Annotated in this window: 14 protein-coding genes and 1 pseudogene; 9 read left to right on the top strand and 6 right to left on the bottom strand. The window is 36.5% G+C overall.

Translation table 11 applies throughout. The features are described 5' to 3' along the window. Positions 1-831: 831 nt before the first annotated feature. Positions 832-2,127 carry a glutamate-5-semialdehyde dehydrogenase gene (locus D5R40_RS11915; RefSeq protein WP_124154694.1) on the top strand — a complete coding sequence of 432 codons (1,296 nt, stop codon included), beginning with the start codon at positions 832-834 and terminating at the stop codon, positions 2,125-2,127. Positions 2,128-2,538: 411 nt separating this feature from the next. On the opposite strand, the gene D5R40_RS11910 is transcribed toward D5R40_RS11915, so the two are convergent. The 3 genes from D5R40_RS11910 to D5R40_RS11900 all read right to left on the bottom strand — a co-directional run bounded on the left by D5R40_RS11910 (position 2,539) and on the right by D5R40_RS11900 (position 5,570). Next, positions 2,539-3,201, bottom strand: a complete 663-nt coding sequence (locus D5R40_RS11910; protein ID WP_124145167.1) for a glutathione S-transferase family protein — start codon at positions 3,199-3,201, stop codon at positions 2,539-2,541. A gap of 853 nt (positions 3,202-4,054) precedes the next feature. Further along, positions 4,055-4,810 (bottom strand): carboxy-S-adenosyl-L-methionine synthase CmoA, encoded by a 756-nt coding sequence (cmoA, locus tag D5R40_RS11905; RefSeq protein ID WP_124145166.1) that lies wholly within the window; start codon positions 4,808-4,810, stop codon positions 4,055-4,057. Between the two features lie 25 nt (positions 4,811-4,835). Beyond that, positions 4,836-5,570: a tRNA1(Val) (adenine(37)-N6)-methyltransferase gene (locus D5R40_RS11900; protein WP_124145165.1), complete on the bottom strand. Its 735-nt coding sequence runs from the start codon at positions 5,568-5,570 to the stop codon at positions 4,836-4,838. Between the two features lie 678 nt (positions 5,571-6,248). Between D5R40_RS11900 and D5R40_RS11895 the strand changes: the two genes are divergently transcribed. Continuing rightward, the gene (locus D5R40_RS11895) at positions 6,249-6,590 is read left to right on the top strand and encodes an NfeD family protein (RefSeq protein WP_161564539.1); all 342 of its coding nucleotides are present in this window, start codon (positions 6,249-6,251) and stop codon (positions 6,588-6,590) included. Positions 6,591-6,999: 409 nt separating this feature from the next. Here D5R40_RS11895 and hpnA read toward each other — a convergent pair whose 3' ends face one another. Next, positions 7,000-8,007: a hopanoid-associated sugar epimerase gene (gene hpnA, locus D5R40_RS11890; protein WP_124145164.1), complete on the bottom strand. Its 1,008-nt coding sequence runs from the start codon at positions 8,005-8,007 to the stop codon at positions 7,000-7,002. A gap of 3 nt (positions 8,008-8,010) precedes the next feature. Next, on the bottom strand, positions 8,011-8,979 hold the full coding sequence (locus D5R40_RS11885) for a ribonuclease T2 (protein ID WP_124145163.1): 969 nt from the start codon (positions 8,977-8,979) through the stop codon (positions 8,011-8,013). Between the two features lie 684 nt (positions 8,980-9,663). On the opposite strand from D5R40_RS11885, the gene D5R40_RS11880 reads away from it, so the two are divergent. Next, positions 9,664-10,935: an RNA-guided endonuclease InsQ/TnpB family protein gene (locus D5R40_RS11880; protein ID WP_124154369.1), complete on the top strand. Its 1,272-nt coding sequence runs from the start codon at positions 9,664-9,666 to the stop codon at positions 10,933-10,935. Between the two features lie 27 nt (positions 10,936-10,962). Continuing rightward, positions 10,963-11,242, top strand: a pseudogene (locus D5R40_RS39480) (reverse transcriptase domain-containing protein); the annotation flags it as partial. A gap of 240 nt (positions 11,243-11,482) precedes the next feature. Here D5R40_RS39480 and D5R40_RS11870 read toward each other — a convergent pair. Then, complete coding sequence (locus D5R40_RS11870) at positions 11,483-12,982, bottom strand: phytoene desaturase family protein (protein WP_124145109.1); 1,500 nt, start codon at positions 12,980-12,982, stop codon at positions 11,483-11,485. Positions 12,983-13,878: 896 nt separating this feature from the next. On the opposite strand from D5R40_RS11870, the gene D5R40_RS11865 reads away from it, so the two are divergent. The 5 genes from D5R40_RS11865 to hppD form a co-directional block, all read left to right on the top strand. Further along, positions 13,879-15,501 (top strand): hypothetical protein, encoded by a 1,623-nt coding sequence (locus tag D5R40_RS11865; RefSeq protein ID WP_124154692.1) that lies wholly within the window; start codon positions 13,879-13,881, stop codon positions 15,499-15,501. A gap of 158 nt (positions 15,502-15,659) precedes the next feature. Next, the gene (locus tag D5R40_RS11860) at positions 15,660-16,655 is read left to right on the top strand and encodes a pentapeptide repeat-containing protein (RefSeq protein WP_124145111.1); all 996 of its coding nucleotides are present in this window, start codon (positions 15,660-15,662) and stop codon (positions 16,653-16,655) included. A gap of 1,732 nt (positions 16,656-18,387) precedes the next feature. Further along, positions 18,388-19,797, top strand: a complete 1,410-nt coding sequence (locus D5R40_RS11855) for a PIN domain-containing protein (RefSeq protein ID WP_124145112.1) — start codon at positions 18,388-18,390, stop codon at positions 19,795-19,797. Between the two features lie 325 nt (positions 19,798-20,122). Continuing rightward, positions 20,123-20,830, top strand: coding sequence for an SDR family oxidoreductase (locus tag D5R40_RS11850; protein WP_124145113.1), 708 nt, complete (start codon positions 20,123-20,125; stop codon positions 20,828-20,830). A 371-nt stretch (positions 20,831-21,201) separates the two neighbouring features. Further along, positions 21,202-22,170, top strand: a 969-nt coding sequence (gene hppD / locus D5R40_RS11845) for a 4-hydroxyphenylpyruvate dioxygenase (protein ID WP_124154691.1), incomplete at its 3' end; no start/stop codon positions are given.

Below are 22,170 nucleotides of genomic sequence, written 5' to 3'. Positions count from 1 at the left end.
GCCAAATATTTTTGGCTCCTTGCTCAAATCCTCGTTACAAAAATAACTTCTGACTTCTGAATTCTGACTTCGTTAACAGTACCTCCTGCAATAGGGAGACGAGAAGATGCAGAATTTTCTTTCTTTTTTATCCCCTTAAAATGGAAGGCTTGAGACCTGATTTTTTTGGTTATTGAAGATAAAATTAGTCTATTGATTGCTTTCTGGCTAAAAGGATAAACATCCGGACAGAAATTGTAATGTTTTAGCAATTAGTAAGTCGTATATCAGCCTATTACTAATGTAATGCTATGGGAAAAAGGCTTTTATTTACTTATATTGCTTGATTTTAAAGCCTGATCTGATAACATTTTTTGAAAAAAATAATATAAAAATATGCCAAATAATATATACTTATTTTTTCCATAAATAGCTTTTAAATAATCAAAAAATATCTGAAATAGAAAATAATTCAGCATATTTTAGTTGAGATTAAATAGTTTTAATTGAGTGTGATTAATTTAGAGTATAGAGCAAAACATTAATTTTGATTGATGTGCCACACTTACATTAAATATCCTGTACTTTTATCCCCTCACAAATTTTTTTTTGCTCAATAAAATTCATTTAAAACTTGAGATATAAATTTAATAATTAATATCAATCACAAGATCATTAATAATTATTAAATTTATATCTCAAGTTTTAAATAAATTTTTTTTTGCTCAATAAAATTCATTTAAAACTTGAGATATAAATTTAATAATTAATATCAATCACAAGATCATTAATAATTATTAGACCAAAGCAGTATAATGATAAAATAAGTCGTAAAAAAATCCCAAAAAGACGATGATTATAGAAGTTTCTTTGACTGAAATAGCCAAAACAACCCGTCAAGCAGCACAAAAATCGGCAGGTTTATCCACAGAAGTAAAAAATCAAGCAATTGAAGCAGTCGCCCAAGCACTGGAAACCGCAGCACCAAAAATTCTAGCAGCAAATAAACTTGACTGTCAGATAGCTCAAACCAATGGCATTGCTAAACCTCTTTATAATCGATTGAAAATGGATGAGGCCAAACTTAACAGTGCGATCGCAGGTCTACGGAATGTTTCTATTTTGGCTGACCCAGTTGGTACGGTGCAAATACATCGAGAATTAGATGAAGGATTAATTCTCAAACGTATTACTTGTCCATTGGGAGTTATTGGTGTGGTTTTTGAAGCTCGTCCTGATGCTGTAATTCAAATTTCAGCTTTGGCAATTAAATCAGGAAATGGTGTCATTCTCAAAGGAGGTAAAGAAGCAACGAATTCATGTCAAGAGTTAGTTACAGCAATTCGTCAAGGACTGGCAACAACTTCTGTTAATCCTGATGCAGTACAGTTGTTAACTACGCGAGAGGAAACTCTGGAGTTACTGAAGTTAGATAAATATGTCAATTTAATTATTCCCAGAGGTTCTAATTCTTTTGTGAAATTTGTACAGGAAAATACTCAAATTCCTGTTTTGGGTCACGCTGAAGGAATTTGTCATGTTTATGTAGATAAGTCAGCGGATATTCAAAAGGCAGTTGCAGTTACTGTGGATGCAAAAACTCAGTATCCTGCTGCTTGTAATGCAGTGGAAACTTTGTTAGTTCATACTGATATTGCTGACAAGTTTTTGACAGAGGTTTTCCCAATGATGGAAAAGCATCAGGTAGAGTTACGAGGTGATGCAGCTACTCGGAAGATTTTACCGTCGGTAAAGGTGGCGACAGAAGTAGACTGGGCAACAGAATACAGCGATTTAGTATTGTCAATTAAGGTAGTAGATAATTTAGAGTCAGCGATCGCTCACATCAATACTTATGGTTCTGGACATACAGATGCTATTGTAACTGAGGATAGAGAAACCGCAGAATTATTTCTGGCTCAAATAGATGCGGCGGGAGTATTCCATAACTGTTCGACTCGGTTTTCTGATGGCTTCCGTTATGGTTTTGGAGCTGAAGTAGGAATTAGTACTCAGAAAATGCCACCAAGAGGTCCAGTAGGTTTAGAAGGGTTAGTAACTTATAAATATCAAGTTGTAGGTGATGGTCATATTGCTGCTACTTATTCTGGCGATCGCCCTAAGGTATTTACTCACCGAGATTTGTAATATGGCAGAGATGGTGAATAGGGGAGTGGGGGAGTGGGGGAGATGGTCTGATTTAATATTAGAGTTGTCGCTAAATAGAGGGAAAAAATTACTCCAACCTAGACAGAGCAATAATTCTAAGCATTTTTTCCCTAAATAGCTACAATCCTGACATACCAGGGTTTTTGGGAGTTTTTTAAGTTATAAAGCGACAAGTCTATTGAAGTGTTGATAGAATTATAAACATATACTGTATAACCTGATTCTATATGATACCTAAAACCTACCACTTACCGAATGATTGAGGTTTAAAGCCTCTCCTTTAGAGGAGAAAAAAGAAAAAAATTTCACGCTCCCCGTCAATCTTCTTCTTTTCAAGGAGAGGTAATTATTAATTATTAATTATTAATTATTAATTGTTGAACATCTTCTTCAATTTTGTTGCATTCGAGCTACCAGAATAGACCTGAAGTTTTCAAATGCTTCTGGTGTGGCCTCAGAAGCTTGCCATGTTGGACGTGCCATTAAGCGATCGCACCAAGCACTTACTTTAGGATATTCAACCAAGGAAATACCACCTCTTACTAAGAATAAGGGAACAATTGTTCCAGCAACAACATCAGCTAAAGTTAAATTGTCACTACCAAAATAAGAGCGATCGCCCAATAATTTCTCAAAAAATGTTAGTGCTGTAGCAATTTTCTGTTGCGCTTTCTCAACTTTTTCTAAATCCTCTCCTGGTAAATCAAATATTCTTGGTACTAATGCATCAATGGAAGGCAATAATTCATTAACACTAACCATTTGTACCATTCGCACAATTGTTAGGTCTTTGACATCTTGAGGCAACATATTAGGAGTAGGGTACTTGGCTTCTAAATAGTCCAAAATTGCCAAAGATTCCACTACATTAAAGCCATCATCTACCAAAGCAGGAATGTGGTGGAAAGGGTTAATGGCCAAATAATCCGGTTGAAATTGTTCTCCATCACTCAGTTTAAGTTCTACCAGCTCAAACTCAAGTCCTTTTTCTAGCAATGTCACCCAGACGCGACGGGAATTAGGAGATATTGGGGTGTGATAAAGAGTCAACATCAGAAAACCTCACAGTTTGATGAATAGGATATGTTCTGCTAATATTAACATTTTGGAAGTAGGGAGTAGGGAGTAGGGAGTAGGGAGTAGGGAGTAGGGAAGAGGGGATATAGATTAATATTGAACTGTACCTCACCATCTTAAAAAGTGCTGTAAAATTGTTGCGAGTGTACCTCATAAACCTGAAATACGCTGTAAGTAGTCAAGTAATACCGTTTCACGGAAGTCAAAAGTCAAAAGTCAAAAGTTAAAAGTAAGATTTTATCAGCTTAAAACTTTGACGCTACAGTAATTTCAGGGAATTATTTCACACAAAGAATAAGATAAGTAGTGTAGCCTAAGTTGATGAAATTGGTATAAAATTAATTGTATATTTAATTGTATATTTAATAGTCAGCCTAAATAAGTAGGAAAAATTGGCGTTGGTGAATTTAGCTATGATTTTCCTGCTTAGGGAACAGGGAACAGGGAACAGGGAACAGAGAATAGTAGGGACGTTGGATGCAACATCTATATAGATTACTAAGGGTGAAAAAAGAATGCTTTTCTTAGGTGGAACTTCAATTATTAAGTAATTAATATCATGTCCGGATAATTAGCGATCAAAAAACTTTCTCCTCTTTTTCCTTTTCCTCCTCTTTCTTCTTGCTTCTTTCTTCCCTCCTGACTCGGTCCTCCTGACTCCTGACTCCTTCGTCATTTATTTATAAGTATTCAACCGGACATGATATAACACAGGTGGAATAGCATTTTTGATAATTATTAGCCATTTAGTATTAATTACTCTTATGTTTACTACTCCCCCACTCCCCTACTCCCCCACTCCCCTACTCCCTTTTTTAATTTAATCCAACTATTTTAATGCCACAAACGAGATGAAATTATGAAATTTAATCAGCGATTCTACTTGTTGAAAACCACTGTCGTTTAACATTTGTAATTGTTGAATTTCTGTCAAAGGAACTAATACATTTTCCAGAGCTTCTTTTTTTCGTTCAATTTCATTCTGAGCATAACCATTTTTAGCTTTAAAAGCTTCATAGTGGCGGGCAATTTGTTCTTGGAACTGAGGACAACTAGACCTAATTTTTTCACTTATAAATAACAAACCACCAGGAACTAAACCTTGATAAATTGCCTGCAATAATTTTTGTCGTTGAGGGAGAGATAAAAATTGTAAGGTGTAGTTCATCACTACCACACTACTATTTTCAAAAGAGTAATTTTCTGCATTTTCACAAATTAACTCTATCTGATGAAGATCTTGAATTTGAGCTAATTTTTCTTTAGCTTTATCCAGCATATCTTGAGAATTATCAATTCCTACTAAAATTGCTGGCTGTTTCAAAAATCGCCCCAATAATTCTAGGAAAGTACCTGTGGAGCACCCCACATCAATAATGCGTGTTTTTGGTTGGTAATATGCCCGCGTCCAATGCACTGCACCTGCTACAACTTCTCTATATAGAGGCACCGAACGAGATACCATATTATCAAAAACTTTGACTACTTCGGCATTAAAAGTAAAAGGTTTCGGCCAGGGGCTTTTTTCAAATAATTCGTCTTTTTCTGAACTTAAATATAGTTCTGTCTCTAGTGATTCAGTCATATTAAATCAGGAAGAAGGAAGGAGATTAATATTTTAGGTAAAAGTCTTTGATTAATGCGATAAATTCAGGGGTGTATAAATATTGTTTAGCTTCAATAATAAGAGTATTTTCTTGAGGGGGTAATTGATTTTTACTTAGTTCCATCAAGATTCGCTTCGTTGGAATTTCTGCCATGGATTTTACATATAGTTTTTTGTGACAAAATAATCCAAAATATCGTGCTTTTATCTGAAATTTTTTAGCTTGCTCTACCGGATAAATTACAGCTAATTTACCTGTGTCAGACAAAAGTTGAACTGCTGTTTGTAATAAATCAGTTTGCGAAAGAAAGTCTGTATGTCTGGCAATTGTCCTGGCTTTTTTTGCAGCCTTAGAAGCATTTTCAAAGAAAGGTGGATTTGATACTATTAAATTGTACTGTTTTTGACAAGATTCTGCATATTCCTGAATAGAATAATTATGAATTTTAATCCTATCTGACCATGGCGATCGCTCCACATTTTTTCTAGCTTGAATAGATGAGTTAACATCAATTTCTACAGCATCAATTTGAGCAAGGGATAGTGTTCCACACCGCTGACGTGAACGCTGTGCCAGCATTAAAGAAATTAAGCCCGTACCAGCACCAATATCCAAAATTTTTTCTGCTCCAGAAATATCTACCCATGCTCCTAATAAAGTACCATCAGTACCGACTTTCATTGCACATTGGTCTTGTAGAATAGTAAACTGTTTAAATCGAAATTGATTTCCTCCCATATTCTAATTTCTCTCCTTAATATATATCATTGAAGAAGGTGGTAGGTAAAAAAAGGCTCTCCTATCTAAATTTTGACTTCTGACTCCGTTAAAAACTTGCTCCTTTTCTTCTACCAAAGTATAAATATTTAACCAAACATAATATAAAAAATAATACCTAGTATATCAGCTCACTATCTCCATATTTCGGAAAAATACAAATAATATCTATTAAGTTTATATTTTTCAGGATTAACCTGCAAAATATTTATTTTTTCTTCATTCTGGAAATTTATCAATTCTGATTGCCTAGTATAGCAGTCGAAGAAAAGGGCGCGACATATCAAAAACTTAAAATTTATTCCTTCTTCCTTCTTCCTTCTGCAAGGAATTTATAAAATTTCTAATTTTGACTAAAAGTTCCAGATTTACTACCTAGATGACTGAAGCTTCAAATGTAGAAAAAATTAACACCAATTATTATATAGTAGTTGGCAATTAGAGGTTTCATTTGGTGAAGACTATCTATATTGAATAAGTCAAAAGTAAAAAATAAATTTTTAGCGGACTCAGACTACAGACTACAGAAGAATATTATACTAAAAACTTTCAACCAAAAGTCATAGAGAAACTAATAATTACCATTTTTTCTACAGGTAATCCTTACAATTAATTTTATATATAGGAGAAGAGCTATCGATGTTAAATAATTTTAATTGTGCTGTCAAAACTTCTAGTACAAATAACCGATATTTGTTATCCATGACTAAAGAGGCAGTAGTTGATGAAATAATTCGACCAAATCAACTTGGTAGAGTTCGTTATCGGGGTAGTTTATGGAATGCTAAATGTATCCAAGAACTTACAGTTAATACAGGAGAAGTTGTATATGTTTTAGGTAACCATGGTATCACTCTCATTGTAGATACTATTCCCAATAACGATAATATCGCTCCTGATATAAGCGATAAAAAATTACCATTACCAACACCTTTATTATTTGCTGGTAAATTTTTACTACTATTATTTATTTTGTTGTAATATCAAATCCTGTTAAACAGTTATAGATTGGTTAAGTCTCTTGGAGTCAGGAGTCAGGAGTCAGGAGTCAGGAGGAGAGAAAATCACAAAGATTTAGTAGTTATGAAAATTAGAGAATTTGAGTGAAAAAAGAATGCTTTTGTGAGGTGAAACTTCAATTATTACAGCACTTTTGAGGATAGTAAGGTACACTTGTAGGACTATTCTTATATTTCCTATTCCCTGTTCCCTAGAGCAATAAAACTTTGTACCTCATCAACTAGAAAACTGCTGTAAGTAATTAACACAGGGGCAATGACATTTTTGATAATTAGCACGTCAGTAGAGGCAAATGGCCATTCGCCCCTACAATCTTAATAATGCTGAATAAGACCAATGCTACCGGATTTGATATCACTCCCCCACTCCCTCACTCCCCCACTCCCCCACTCCCCCACTCCTTCAAACCATAAACCCGAAACCAATCAACAGCATCCTGAAGAGCAACTCTAATCGAAGACTGAGGTAAACCCAACTCATTCACCGCTTTAGAAGTATCATAATACATTCGTTGTTGAGACATTCGTACCCCATCCACAGGAATAGAAGGTAGTTTCCCCAAACTTCCCAGAATTATTTCATCAACCCATGCCACAGTTAAAGGCAACCAAACAGGAACAGTTTGTCTAGGAGCAGCTAAACCCGTAATTTCCTCCAATAAATCTAGTAACGCCTTAAGTGTCAGATTTTCATTTCCCAAAATATAGCGATCGCCACATTTCCCCCTTTCCAAAGCTAACAAATGTCCCCAAGCTACATCCTGAACATCAATAATATTCAAACCAGTATTTACATAAGCAGGCATTTGCCTACGCAAAAATCGCACAATAATATCACCAGTAGGAGTAGGTTTAATATCCCAAGCACCAACAGGAGTAGTAGGATTAACAATTACCACATCTTGTCCCAAATTAACCGCCTTCACCGCTTCCTGCTCCGCCAAAAACTTAGACCTTTTATAATCACCAATCAACTTCTCCAGTGGAGACTGATAACCCTCATCAACCACCGCACCAGAAACCCCCACCCCAATAGCAGCAACAGAACTCGTATAAACCGTCCGTTCAATTTTCGCTCGTCGTGCCGCCTCCAAAACATTGCGCGTACCAAACACATTATTTCTGTAAAGCAACTCTCTATCCCTTTGCCACAAAGAATAATGAGCAGCAACATGAAACAAAACCTCACACCCCACCATCAACTCCCATAAGTGGGAGTCATTTAAGTCACCCAGCACAACCTCCACATCCAAACCATGGAGATTATCTAGACAACTTGTGGGGCGAACAAGCGATCGAACAGTATAACCCTGCTGCAACAACAACCGGACCAAGTTTGCCCCAATAAAACCACTGCCACCAGTAACAAAAGCTTTCAACTTCTAAAACCCAGCAGCATCAACCAGCAAATCATCGCAGAACCCTGTCTTTGTCGGCAGCAAAATATCTGCTAACTTGTCTCCCACTAGAGGTCTACGCATTTTAATTTGAAACTCAGAAAACAAGCCGTCCCTACATCTTACTTTGACACTTTTAGCAGCTCCTTCTCCAAAAGAATTTTCAAAAGCTGTGTCTATCTGAGACCGAGTAATAATTTTACCAATATTTTCCGCAAACAACTCCTGTACCTCAGAATCATTCACTTCTCGAAGTAAGTCTAGGGAAATATCATAATAAGTATCCTCATCTCGTCCATCGCAAGTTCCATGTTTGACCCACTCATGACGATGCAGATAAGACTTTACTCCTGGCATTAATACTGCCAACTCAGAAGTTGTTTGTTCATCCAGATCCAATGGGGGTAAATCATCCCATTCTCCCTGCTTATCATTACTTTTATCTTCATAAGACACACCACAATAGGATGCTCTATCGGGCCATAAGCCATGTAAAGTAAAGTTAGTGGCATCGTAGCGTTCTGCTGTTTGGGAAATACACTCTGGTTTACTTTGCTTTGTTTGACAGAAACTAGGTTGCCAACTAATGGCAAGAACATATTTATCTATACAACGTTCTATAGGGCAGCTTTGACCAGTGAGTATTTCTGTGTCGTCTCCTTCTGCTTCACTGATACTTTGTCCGTCGGGATTAAATTCACCACAGCTCTTGTTGACCCATTTAGTTTGTCCATCCACTTTGATATTAAAGTAGTCTCCAGTTTCTTTGTTTCGCCCTAAGACTGGGTAAACCTTTCCAGTTTCAAGAGTGACAGGTCCAGTTTTCTTTCTGAAGCTTGTGTAGGCTTCACAATTATTGTTTATTGTGAAATCCCCATCAATTTGATAGAAGGCAAAAGCTGGACTTTGTCCCAACAGTAGAAAAGATAATAGGAATGCGATGATTAATCTCATTGAGTCTCCTTTATTATTTTGGTCGCAGAACTATTTCAATATATCTGAACAAAGGGACAGCGCACAAGTATCAGGAAGAAGTCAAAAGTCAAAGGTAAGATTTTAAGGGATTAGGGTTTCAGCGATTCTCCGACCCGCGTCGATGGGGGTCTATGCAAAGATGAAAAACTATCTCTTAGCCACTATTAACTACTAATAAATGACTAAAAATGTATTACTATTTATTTATCGAGGTTCTCAACTAAAAATATAGTAACTTTTTCATTTCATCCCTGTCAAATGGACTAAAAAATCAATTGTCGATCATCTTTTTGTCAAATGCCAAGCTTTAGTGGTCAGTAGTATTATGTAGAAAATTCCTTTTCTACATAGTGTTCAACTATAAGTAAAAACTCCTATTGCGACATACGCAATAAAAGTAACTAAGCATAAACTCTTATTGTTCTTTGTTACCTAAAAAAGCGATCGCCACTGTCTCCACTGACCAATTAGACAACGGCGTATTTACCTAAACGCATCAGAAGGCCAGCACTATAATCTATGATGAGCGTGTCTGGATGAATGATGCGTGTATAATTATGATTCGATGTCATAATTAGACACAAATATTAATAGTTTATCCAGTATAAATTTTAGGTAAATTTAGTTATAATAGTCAATGTAGTCAAGGAATTAACAATAACTTTGCTAGTAATTGAGGCCAAATTAAAAGGCAGTCAAAATCAGTACAAAGTTTTAGATGAAATGATTCTCACAGGTCAATTCATCAGAAACAGTTGTTTGCGCTACTGGATGGATAATAAAGATGTTAAACGCAATGACTTACAAAAGCTTTGTTCTGTACTAGCAAAGGATAGTAATTTTCCTTGGGTGAAAAAGTTAAACTCTCAAGCAAGACAAGCATCAGCCCATAGAACATGGCAATCAATACAACGATTCTACAAAAATTGTAGACTGAAATTACCAGGTAAAAAGGGCGATCCAAAATTCAATAAATTCACTCGTTCAATAGAGTACAAATCAACAGGTTATAAGCTATCTCCAGACAGAAAGAAAATTGAATTTAAAGATGGTTTTCAAGCTGGTGTATTTGAATTGTGGACAAGTCGCGATTTAGTCTGGTATTCAGAGCAACAAATAAGTCGTGTAAGAGTTGTGAGACGAGCTGATGGTTATTATTGTCAATTTCTAGTAAATGTAGAGAGAAAAGAAACTCATAATTTTCAAGGCAATGTCGTAGGAATAGATTTAGGTTTAAATACTTTTTATACTGATAGTAATGGTAATGTTGTAGATAATCCTAAGTATTTAAGGAAGTCGGAAAAACGACTAAAAAAGCTACAACGGAAAGTATCGCGCCGCCACGAGAAAGGAAAAAAGGCACAATCAAATAACTACCACAAAGCCAGAAAGAAATTAGCCAGGCAGCATCTCAAAATCAGTAGACAGCGTAAAGACCATGCAGTAAAGACTGCACGGGCGTTAATCCAATGTCACGATTTGGTAGTATACGAGGATTTGAACATTGCTAACCTAGCTAAAAATCATCACTTAGCTAAATCTATATCTGATGCAAGCTGGTATCAGTTCACCGAATGGCTGGAATATTATGCTAAGTTGCATGGAATTGCTTGCATAGCAGTACCTCCACATTTCACATCTCAAAATTGTTCCAATTGTGGTCAGACTGTTAAAAAATCTTTGTCTGTTAGGACTCACAAATGTCCGCATTGTAGTTATATTGCTGATAGAGACCACAATGCAGCAAGGAACATTTTAGCTAAAGGTTTAGAAATGCTAGGAGCAATAGTCAACAGTACCGAGGGGCACTCGGAATCTGGGGGAGACCCAAAAGCTACGGGAGAGTCCGACCTCTGGTTTGGTAATAGTGATATTGTCCATCTAAGTCATCTCTGTGAGCGTAGAATCATCAATGATGAGAATCCCGCATCATAATCTCTGATTTGATGCCGGGAGTATGTCAAAGAAACAGAGTCTGGCACACCTCAGGGTGGTGTCATATCACCTCTGCTGGCTAACATCGCATTGGATGGAATGATTAGGGACACCCAAGAAATTTTTCCTAACCAGAAGAATTATATCCAAGGGTACAAACCCAAAATCATCAGCGTATCTGATGATTTCGTAGTAATTCATAGAGAATTAGAGGTCATTCTACAATGCAAGAAAGCAATCCAAGAATGGTTAAAACCTGTAGGACTAGAACTACAAGAGGATAAAGATGAGAATTTGTCATACCCTCCTGGGAGGGGTTAAGGGTGGGTCCCCATCCCCCCATCATCCACAGAACCACCAACTCAAAAAATATGAGCCAAACCATTCCCAAAAAAATCCGCGCCATGGAAGGGTAAAGAGAGTTGACAGGGGATTTTTTTCCAAGTAGTATTGTATTATGGGTTGCAACTCGCCCGTACTCTTGATTTTTTATTCAATCAATTAAGTAAGCGATCGCCTCTCTCCCCATAACTTAAAAAATAAACAGCTAAATCAAAGACAAAGACTTATAAACAGAAACCAAAGTATTAGCACAAATCACCCCAGAAGCAGCCACTGCCGGAACACCAATACCAGGCAGCGTACTATCACCCACTCGATACAAACCAGGAATAGGAGTATGAGGCCCAGGGAAACTACCATCACCAGCGACAATAGCTGGCCCATAAGAACCTTGATAACGTCGTAAAAAACGAGCATGAGTAAGAGGGGAACCAATTAACTCCAGACTTATACGTTGTCGGACATCAGGAATAACCCTTTCCAAAGCCAAAAATAAAGACTCAGCCTTTTCACGTTTGCGTTGTTGATAAGAGTCATCCTTTTGCCAACCAGAAAAAGATTCCAGAGTATAAGCATGAACCACATGATGACCGGGGGGAGCAAGATGAGAATCCCAAACCGAAGGAATAGAAATCATACAAGTATTGCCAGGAGTGCTAATATCAACATCCCCATCAAGCACAACCACATGATGTCCCGTCAAATCCTCCAAACCATCAGCACGAATACCCAAATGTAAGTGCATAAAACTTTCTACAGCAGGAGTCGCCAAAGCAACTTCGCGGTAAGAAAAAGGTAAATCTTCTAATTGCAATAACTTAGTATAGGTATCCCAAATCGTAGCATTGGAAATCACAATATTCGCTCTAACAACTTCATCCCCACGCAACCGCACCCCTATTACCTTGCCAGACTCTATCAATATTTGTTCCACATGAGTATTCAAGCGTAACTCACCACCCCAACGTTCTAGACCTCTAACCAGAGCATCAACTATAGCACCACTACCACCCATAGGATATTCCACAACTGAGTTAGAACGTTCTCCCAACATAAAGGCCACTTCTGGAGCAACAGTACCATCAGCTTTTAAACCAGAGAGGAGAAAACATTCCAAGTCTATTAAACGACGTACCCATGGGTCTTGCACCCATTTGTCCATTATTTGCCCAACAGAACCCCCAATATCTCTGAGAGAAGGCAGTAACTTCAGCAAAGATAATCCATATTTTCCCAATAAAATAGGAATTAACCAAAAATCAGCTCTTAAAATTGTAGTGGGAATTTCTTTCAGGCCGTTATATATTTGCAAGAGATGCTCTTGAAATTGTTCTAATTCTTCAGCACCTTGAGTTGTGAACTTAGCAACAGCTTCTATGTAGGACGACGCATCAGAATAGATAGGTAAACTACCTTCAGGAAAATGATAGTGTCCCAGAGGGTCATAGACAACTGTCTCAATAGATTCTCCCAAAATTTCTAGGACTTTTTGTAAAGGATTGAGACTATTGGGGTCAGCTAATCCACAATAAAACGAAGGGCCAGAGTCAAAGTGGAAACCTTGGCGGGAGAAAGAGTGAGCAGCACCCCCAGGGATAGCATGGCTTTCACAAACTAATACTTTTTTGCCATAGTAGGCTAGCATTGCTCCTGCAACTAATCCTCCAATACCACTACCAATGACTATTACATTAAAGTTTTCCATATCATATTAATTTTTTTTTGACAATAGCTTTAACAGTTATTAATCTAAGACCTCTTTTTGAAGAAGGCAGAAGGCAGTGGGAACTGTTTGCGTAGCATGACCTAGGAAAGACAGAAGGGAAAATTGCTTATGGATTCAAACCCCACACAATTTTAAGCACCCCCGTTGATGGTGGGGTATTAAACCCGCCACAGAAAAGATAATTATCTTTTTCTTTTGGGTTGAACAGGACTTACGCATTTTTCCGAGAAAAACGCTATATATACCATAGTGCTATAGTTTTTATCTACTATATATAGTATCTTTGCGTAAGTTCTGTTTAATATAAAATCCGGTTATACAGTATATGTTTATAATTCTATCCACACTTCAATATTAAATCGGACTATTTCCCAATCTCCCCATCTGGTTCCCTTTCCCAAAATTGATATAAGCTGTTCAATATTTAAACAGCTTAATAATTTTCTACTGTAGCAAAGTGACTGAATTAATTACAAATTGACTTGATATTCTAGTAGAGTTGATGACTATATTACTTTTGTATTTCAAATAATTCTATAACCACAGTAATATAGTAGCTTAAATAATTTGTAAACAATCGAATAGTAGATCAAAAAGTGAAAAGCCTTACTCCTGTTGCCTAATTCCGAGATATTTTCTGCACAACTCAAATAGGACTACTATATAATTTATAATGGGCTGATTATTATCCATGACTATAGCTAAATCAAACACAGCATCTTGAATTATCCAATAAAATCCTATTTTTGATGAACAGCAATTTGAGTATTATTTTTTGCCCAAACTGATGTTTAAGATGTGACTATTATCAGTAAATCATTTTAAAGTTTCAATAACTTAGAAAAAAAATTACAAATTATTCAGGGATAAAAAGTATGGAATCATTTTCAATCATAGATACAGTAGTTAATGAACTCAAACAAGATGGAGATTTAATCAGAATTAAGAAAGTAATCTATTGTGCTTGCGAAGGCAGGTGGGAAAATGATGAAACTAAATTAGAAGAAATTAATCTCAAGGAATTAATAGAAGAATTATATCAAAAAACCGGAAATATAGAAACCTTAGATCATCGCTTATCTAGAATAGTTTCTAAAGTTAACAAAAAAACAGAATATGGTTTATTAGCACAGAAAATTATTGAGAGTGTAGGTAAACTATATCCTGAAGAAGAAGAAGACATGACAATTATGGAATCTAGTCCCATTTGGGGTCTTCAGGGAGATTCAGGTGAACAAATAACTCTTAAAGATAGATTAGTAGTAGAAGAATCTTATGAAAGAGACCCTGGAAAATTGTTTGATGTCCGGCAAAAAATCATGGAAGGAACTAATCCATTAAAGACAAAAATTCTGATTTTTTCAATCGTAGAACATCAATTTAATTTTGGGGAAAGAGATTGGTTATTGCTGAAAACAAAAAACTTAGATAGTCTAATCAGGCAAATATTTAATTTATGCCTATCTATTACAGATTTAGAATCTTCTTTATATAGTATGGCTAATAATTTTGAATCTCCAGATGAATATGTTCAAGTAGCAAATGTAATTATCAATGCTTTAAGTACTTGCTATTCATCAGAAATTATCCTACCTACAAATAGTCAAGTACAAGTTGAAGATTCAGAGCAAAAAATCAGCAATCCAGAAAATAACAGTGCTTTTCAGAAAGGTAATTTTTTTACTCAAGAATCATCGTCTATAAGTTCATTTGAAAATTCCCAAACAAAAAGAATTCACCAAAAAAATAATCAACAAAAAGCCAAAAATGTTACCGATTCAATTGAGCCACAACAAATAATCCCTTCTGTTACTATTCAACCAAAAATAGATAGTCAAGGCCAAGAGCAAACAGATTCTATAGAAAGAAAAAATATCCTAGATTCAATCAAACAAAAATTAGAAATAGAGCATGAAATTTCTACATTGGTAAATCAGAGTGTAGATACTGTAATGGATACTGTAGAAACACAATTTATTTCCTTAGAGGAAACTTTAAACCACCTTTTACAATCTGAGCTAGAAGAACAACGTTTATTATTAAAATATACAGCGTTAGAAAATTTAATTAGTAATATACAAGACCAGTCCACAAAATTCAAAGAAATTCTGAAACAATTAGAAATAGAAGAAAGAAAAAAACTTAACTTCAGTAATTCTAGCAATACCAACTCTACAGAATTAGAACAAAAAAAAGAAAGTGTTGATGAGAATCAACAAAAAATTCTAGAATTAGCAACCCAAGGTAATCCAAAAGCAGTTGCCTTAATAATTCATCAATTACTTCAGCAACAAGAAATTAAAATAATAGCTGGTAGAAGAAATGGTTGGCTACATCTTATCCTAGAATCTGAGCAAATCCCAAATCAAGAAATGGTAACTTCATTAGTGCAACAAAAAATTGCTAGTTTGAAATCAGAATCTCTGAAAAATGTCAAAATTCATGGTAGAAAACTAGGAGAAAAATCAATTGCTTGGACGCAAACAATTGAATGCTAAAATATTTTGATGAAAACAAGTAAGAAAGAAGAAGTAAAACCTGAAGGAAGTAAGACGTAAGAATTGATTTTAGTCAAAACAATTAACTAACCTTCTTCCTGATTACCTCTTCCTTCTTACTTCGAGTTAATTTTTTAAGTAAGGAAAGGAAAATTATAATGAGTGGTGGTGAAATTCTGAGAAGATATGCAGCAGGAGATACTGATTTTCATGGCATCAATCTTAAAGGTGTACAGTTAAATGGAGCAGATTTAATTGGTGCAAATTTCTCTGGAGCAGATCTTCAAGGAGCAGACTTTGTATTAGCCTTCCTTAACCGAGTTAATCTACAACGTGCTAACCTAATTACTGCCAGACTCAGTGGTGCATATCTAACTCAAGCAAATTTGCAATCTGTTAAAATGGCTGATGTCGATCTTCATGGCGCAAACTTACAGAATGCAGACTTTCGGCAGGCCAATCTAGAATTAGCAAGTTTAATTGATGCTAATCTGAGTGGGGCAGATATGCGAGGAGTTAATCTACAGGGTGCTGACTTGCGTGGTGCTTATATGCGTGGAGCAAATCTCCGCCATGAAAAGCGAGCTTATAAAATAGCTAATCTTAGAGGAGTAAACTTGCGTGGAGCTGATTTGCGTGGTGTTGATTTGACTGGGGCAGATTTAACAAAAGCTGATTTAAGAGGAGCAAACTTAAGTGAAGTTTTACTTAGAGGTGCTAAATTAACAAAAGCAAACTTAGCTCAAACAATTTTGGATGGGGCATTTTTAACAGAATCTAATTTGGCAGGAGTTAACTTATCTGGGGCAAGTTTAATTAATGCCAAAATTCAAAGAGCAGGATTAATGGATACACGGCTGAATGAAGCGAATTTAACTGGCGCGGTCATGGCAGATGTAAAATTGGGTAAAGCTCAGTTAATCAAAGCAAATCTAACTCAAGTAAATTTGGTGAGGGCCGATCTTAGCAGAGCCAATTTAAGTCAGGCCAATCTCACTAAAGCAGACCTAACTGACGCTTATCTCGCAAAAGCAAATTTCCGTAATTCCAGTTTGAATGACTCAATCTTAACCAGGGTTGAATTAAGTACAGCTAATTTAAGTGGTGCTCAAATGCAAGGTGCTGTAATGCCTAATGGAGATATTCACGGTTAATTTTTGATATGTATTTTCAGGATATTCTCACTTTTGAGAGGAAGGTTTTTCTTAACTCTTGTTTAATTGAAATTAATTTTAATTCTTAATACTCCTGTCTGAATAGTTTTGGGCAAATATTTCTATAATAGTTGTGCTTGCCATGTTTTTCAGTTCTTTTCACGACGTTGCTGAATGGTAACGATTTTTAGATTAAGTATCAACGCAAAACATAAATTTTTCAATTTTACCAAGAAATTGTGGGTATGTGCCTCCCCTTTTAATTAAGGGGATAAAAAGCTTTCGTTAGCGTAGCTTCCCGTAGGTTGGGATGGAGTTTGCTACCGCAAAGCTTTCCGTTCCGGAATGCTACCGCAAACGCTAACAGCGAAGCGGCTCTGTCAAGAGCGGGTTTCCTCGTCATATCCAATGGACCAAGACAAAGAGAATATTCTATCTTTCAAGCCTCCTTATTGCATAGATACTGTTAACGCAGTTCCTCCGGCAGGAGGCTAACTAATAACTGAAATGACACTTCAGCAACGCCCCTTTCGCTACCGTTGAGTTATTCTGTAGGCTTCATGTTTGAATTCATAGTGATTTTTTCAATACGGGATGGGTCTTCAGGTAGCCTGACAAACTAATTAGTTCGCAGTATCTCTTTGCAGATACCACCCCCCAGTTTTCTACTACTCAAGTTTGTAGTGATACCAATTTTATGTGAGGCTGCACAAAATTAGTTATTAGGTATTAGGTATTAGGTGTTAGGTGTTAGCTTTTAGGTGTGATACCAATTTTATGTGAGGTGGCACAGAATTATGAAATTTATTAACTTGTCTATCTCGATCTACAGTCAACCCCGATCGAGATATTATTCTATGCAAGTTAGAAATGAATTTGGTATGAGGAGAAAAATATTATTTACTTTATAACATAAATTGACTGTGGCCATATTAAAATGGATTGTCAAACTATTAGGGATCTCCGATCTAAACTTTGTTTGAAGACCCGCACTCTCCTGAGGGTGGGAGCAGAGGGATGAGAAAACTAATCAATGCTGCGGTTTTCCTAATAGTATGTTAGAATTAATCAGGATGCTAGGCTAGCAGTTTATAGGAAAGCCGTCAGATTGGCGACATACTGTGGAGCGCGCCTTGAGACCAGAAAAGGTTCGTCCTTGGAGGAAGGTGCTATGTTAGGGTAGCTCCTCTGTCAAGAGGAAGCAAAAAGCTCCTACAAGCTATGTTAGCGAATTCCACGTTGTAGCTCAAGCGCAACGTCGGGAGTATGTCAAATGATTGATATGTGTATAGCAGGGAACAGGCAACAGGCAATAAGGAACAGTGATGCAACCCCGCATCGGTGGCAGACGAAAGCTGTGGGAAACAGGCGTTTTGCTAGGGTAAAGCTCCGCTAAAAGCTAGGGCACAAGTACGTTAACGGCTAGCCTCTTACAGAGGAGCTAAAGCTTTTCATGTCGCCGATAGCCGAAACGCCGATATTAAAAGCGGATGACCTCTGCACTTTTCGGATTTCCTGTCCCTCCATTCCCGAAGGGAACGCCATGATAATGCCGACCAAGAGACGGCACGCATAGCAACAGAGGCAACAGTGGGAAAAACATTTCCCTATCTAAGGTCGATTGTCAGTCTATGTTTTAACCAACTCGTTCTTTGCTATAGGTCTCAAAATGGTAGATCCAAGCTAATTGTGAATCATCCAAAATTGAGTGACCATTAATTGCTTATGGACTATGTCAGATAATTCTGGTTTGCTGATGACTAATAATGCTACTGCTATTAAGGCCATTAGCAATTATATTTACCAAACGATCGTTTCTATTCAACAACAACATCCAGAATGGATAAATCCAAAGTACAAGAGCATTCCTTGGAATAATGCCAAGAATCAATCTACTTTGACTAATAAGTTGACAAAAGGGCTTTCTTGTGCTGCAACCAAGGAGGATTTACAGCTTAAAGTCATAAATTATCTTCATATTCTTCTGACTCCCGAGTTTATTAATTCCGATCGATATAATGCTTTAATTTCTCAGATAGATAGATTCATTTATCCAGAAATAAATATCATTTCATCAGACAAAATTACTAATTCTCAGATTCCTGATTTCTCTACAAATGGAACTAAATTGGTTGAGTCTGGTATGGCGATTTTATTGTTAGATGTAGAAAATTTACACCTTGATATTGAAACAGAAAAAATCCTTGTAGATATCTGCAATTATCCGATTCAAATTAAGGTTGCTTTTGCTAATTGGCGCAGTATGGGAAAAAAAGATGAAGAATTTCATCAACGTGGTTATCAATTAATTCATGTTCCTCCTGGCAAGGATAGTGCTGATTTGAAAATGGCAACTGTAGGTGCTTCTATTTTTGTCAATTATCCCACAGCTAAAGAAGTTTTAGTTTGTTCTTCAGATCGAGGATTAACTCATCTGGGTACTACTCTTCAATCTCATGGATTAACTGTGTATCAAGTACGGAAATATAAAAACCAAATTACTGTTTTAAATAGTCAAACTGGGGAGTCACAAGTATATGCGATTTCTGTCCCAGACATACCTACTATTGACACATTTATTATTCAATTACAGGAGTTAATCAGGTCTGAATCAGAAAAAATAGGACTACAATGGATTAAATTTTCGAGAATTTCTGCGTTGTATAAAGAAACCTATAAAGTGAATCTTAAAGATGTAGTTTTAAATCACTTTCCTGACCAAAAGTCTAGACAAATATTTGTCAATTTTCCAGCTTATTTTGCAATTCATCAACCGTCGGAAAAATCCCAAACTTATGTCAGCATTTTTAATTTGTTTAAACCGGAACAAAAAAGTTTAACTCCTCCTACAGATAATGGCGAAGTACCTACCAATATTACGGATATTTCTGAAATTACTTCTCAGGAAATCATGGAAAAAGTATTAGTAAAAATTGTGAGTAAATTAATTGATGGATCTCCAAATAATTATGTTCCTATTTCTAATCTCGGCAGTGAGTTTCACCGACTATATGGTAGACCAATTACTAAAACTATTAAGCGGTTTCAACCTAGTAAAAAATTTCCCAAATATTTGGAGTTGTGTAGTTCGCTGAAGTTGCATCAATCTGAAGAAGGTCGTTGGTTCGTAAGCTTGAGATAAAGTCGGCATTGGTGAATTTAGCTATGATTTTTGTGCTTAGGGAATAGGGGATAGGGAATAGGGAATAGGTAGGGACTTTGAATACATCCCACATAGGGACTCTACATATAGCTAGTGCGTTATCGGCAGCTCTACCTTAGCAAATGCCATTCGCCCCTAAAGATGGTGCTTTAAAGGTCAATTTGCCTAAGTCCTGAATAAATTTGAGTGGAAAGGGAGTAGGGAGTAGGGAAAACCGGAGCAAGGAAATAGAGGAATCTCCGAGTCCTATTTTCATAGTACTATATTATAAAAATATATGTAAAGAAATGTAAAGAGAAAGTTAATGCAGGACAAAGTTGTTGTAGTTGTGGGTGCTACTGGTGGTATAGGTTCAGTAGTGGCAGAAAAACTGGCAAATTCTGGTGCGAGCTTAGTATTAGCGGCCAGAGATAGCAGTAGATTGGACAATTTAGCCACTCAACTATCTACTACCCAAGTTATTACTGTACCAACAAATATTACCAACCCAGAGGAAGTAGAAACTCTAATGGAAAAAACTTCCAGTCATTTTGGCCAAATTGATGTGTTAATCAATGCAGCAGGAGCAGGTATTCTCAAACAATGGAACAAAATTGAACCTGCTGACCTAGATATTATGCTTGACCTCAATTTGAAAGGCAGTTTCTATACCTGTCAAGCCGCTGCCAATGTCATGAAAGGACAAAAATCAGGCCATATTTGCAATGTTATTGGTATTCTCGGCAAACATTCAATGGCCATGGGGACTGTATATTGTGCTTCTAAGTTTGGTTTGGTGGGTTTGAGTAAATGTATGGCGGATGAGTTACGACGCTATGGTATTAAGGTGACTCTTTTCTATTTCGGAGGAGTGAATACACCTTTCTGGGATAATGTTAGCCTAAAGGTCGATCGCTCAAAAATGCTAAGTTCTGAAACTGCTGCCGATGCAATAATGTTTGCCCTCAATGCAGAACCCCAAGCTGTACCAATGGAAATTAATATTCAGCCAGACAGTCATTTATTTTTTTAAAGCAGAAGTTACACATTCTTCCAAGAAAAACACTATATATATCATAGTGCTATAGTTTTTATCTACTATATGTAGTGTCTTTGCGTAAGTCCTTTCAACAATTAATAATTACCTCTCTTGGAAAGGAAGAGGTAAGACTCAAAGGAAAATTATAGCGCTGCGCGCAGGCAACAGGCCACAGCTCCGGAAGGCAATAGGGGGAATAAAAATCTGATAATATAAGACTTTTAGCTATTGGACAATTCGTACAATTTGTAAAGATGCCAGCGCACATTGCTATAATTCATTGTTTCTCCTTTAAAGGAGAGGATTTTTACCTTAATTATTCGGTAAAGAAAAGAATTTAAGCTCATCAGTAATAAAGGTTGGTTATGGAATTCGATCACATTCACTTCTACGTTGAAAATGCAATGGAGTCACGAGATTGGTTTATTGAAAAATTAGGCTTTAAAGCGATCGCCTCTCAAACCACTCAACATACTCATAAGGAAATTATCAACAGAGGTCGAGTATATTTTGCCCTATCCTCTCCCATCACATCAGAAAATTTTGTTGCTGATTTTCTCAGGATACATCCTCCCGGAGTAGGTGATGTCGCTTTTAGGGTTCGAGACCTTAACTCAGTTGTGGCCAAAGCTGCGGCGAATGGAGCAGAAGTTTTGCAACCTATTCAGCAAGACTTACAGGGTTTGAGATGGGCAAAAATTTCCGGATGGGGAGATATAAGTCATACTCTAGTTGAAAAAATTGATGATGCACAAATTTTACATCCTACTTCTCAACTCTCTACAAATATTGTAGCTATCGATCATGTAGTTTTGAATGTAGCTGAGGATAATTTACAATCTGCTCTCGACTGGTATCATCAAATTCTAGAATTTCAACCCCAGCAAAGCTTTGAAATTCAAACAGATAAATCTGCTTTACGCAGTCAAGTGATGGTTGACCCAGATGGTGGAGTGAAATTTCCCATTAATGAACCTGCATCTGCTAATTCTCAAGTTCAAGAATTTTTGGATGCTAATCATGGTGCGGGGATACAACATATTGCTTTACGGACAGAGAATATTTTGGAGGTGATAGGAGATTTGCGATCGCGTGGTTTGGGTTTTTTGCGGGTTCCGGCAACATATTACTCTCAACTGCAAGCAAAAGCATTAAGTTATTTACCGGAAGTTGACTGGCAAAAAGTTCAAGAATATCAAATTTTGCTAGACTGGCAGGAAATGAGACCGGAAGCAATGTTACTGCAAATTTTCACCAAACCCATTTTTCCTCAACCAACTGTATTTTTTGAGTTTATTGAACGCAGGGTTGCTTGGGTGAATGGTAAACAAATG

It is taken from the genome of Okeania hirsuta (assembly GCF_003838195.1).
GTDB lineage: Bacteria > Cyanobacteriota > Cyanobacteriia > Cyanobacteriales > Microcoleaceae > Okeania > Okeania hirsuta.
This window is presented reverse-complemented; position numbering and strand designations above follow the sequence as displayed.

Bases quoted from the DNA above. Each gene is read 5' to 3' on its own strand.
- D5R40_RS11915 (WP_124154694.1), top strand. From the start codon at position 832: ATGATTATAGAAGTTTCTTTGACTGAAATAGCCAAAACAACCCGTCAA.
- D5R40_RS11910 (WP_124145167.1), bottom strand. From the start codon at position 3,201: ATGTTGACTCTTTATCACACCCCAATATCTCCTAATTCCCGTCGCGTC.
- cmoA (WP_124145166.1), bottom strand. From the start codon at position 4,810: ATGACTGAATCACTAGAGACAGAACTATATTTAAGTTCAGAAAAAGAC.
- D5R40_RS11900 (WP_124145165.1), bottom strand. From the start codon at position 5,570: ATGGGAGGAAATCAATTTCGATTTAAACAGTTTACTATTCTACAAGAC.
- D5R40_RS11895 (WP_161564539.1), top strand. From the start codon at position 6,249: ATGTTAAATAATTTTAATTGTGCTGTCAAAACTTCTAGTACAAATAAC.
- D5R40_RS11885 (WP_124145163.1), bottom strand. From the start codon at position 8,979: ATGAGATTAATCATCGCATTCCTATTATCTTTTCTACTGTTGGGACAA.
- D5R40_RS11870 (WP_124145109.1), bottom strand. From the start codon at position 12,982: ATGGAAAACTTTAATGTAATAGTCATTGGTAGTGGTATTGGAGGATTA.
- D5R40_RS11865 (WP_124154692.1), top strand. From the start codon at position 13,879: ATGGAATCATTTTCAATCATAGATACAGTAGTTAATGAACTCAAACAA.
- D5R40_RS11860 (WP_124145111.1), top strand. From the start codon at position 15,660: ATGAGTGGTGGTGAAATTCTGAGAAGATATGCAGCAGGAGATACTGAT.
- D5R40_RS11855 (WP_124145112.1), top strand. From the start codon at position 18,388: ATGTCAGATAATTCTGGTTTGCTGATGACTAATAATGCTACTGCTATT.
- D5R40_RS11850 (WP_124145113.1), top strand. From the start codon at position 20,123: ATGCAGGACAAAGTTGTTGTAGTTGTGGGTGCTACTGGTGGTATAGGT.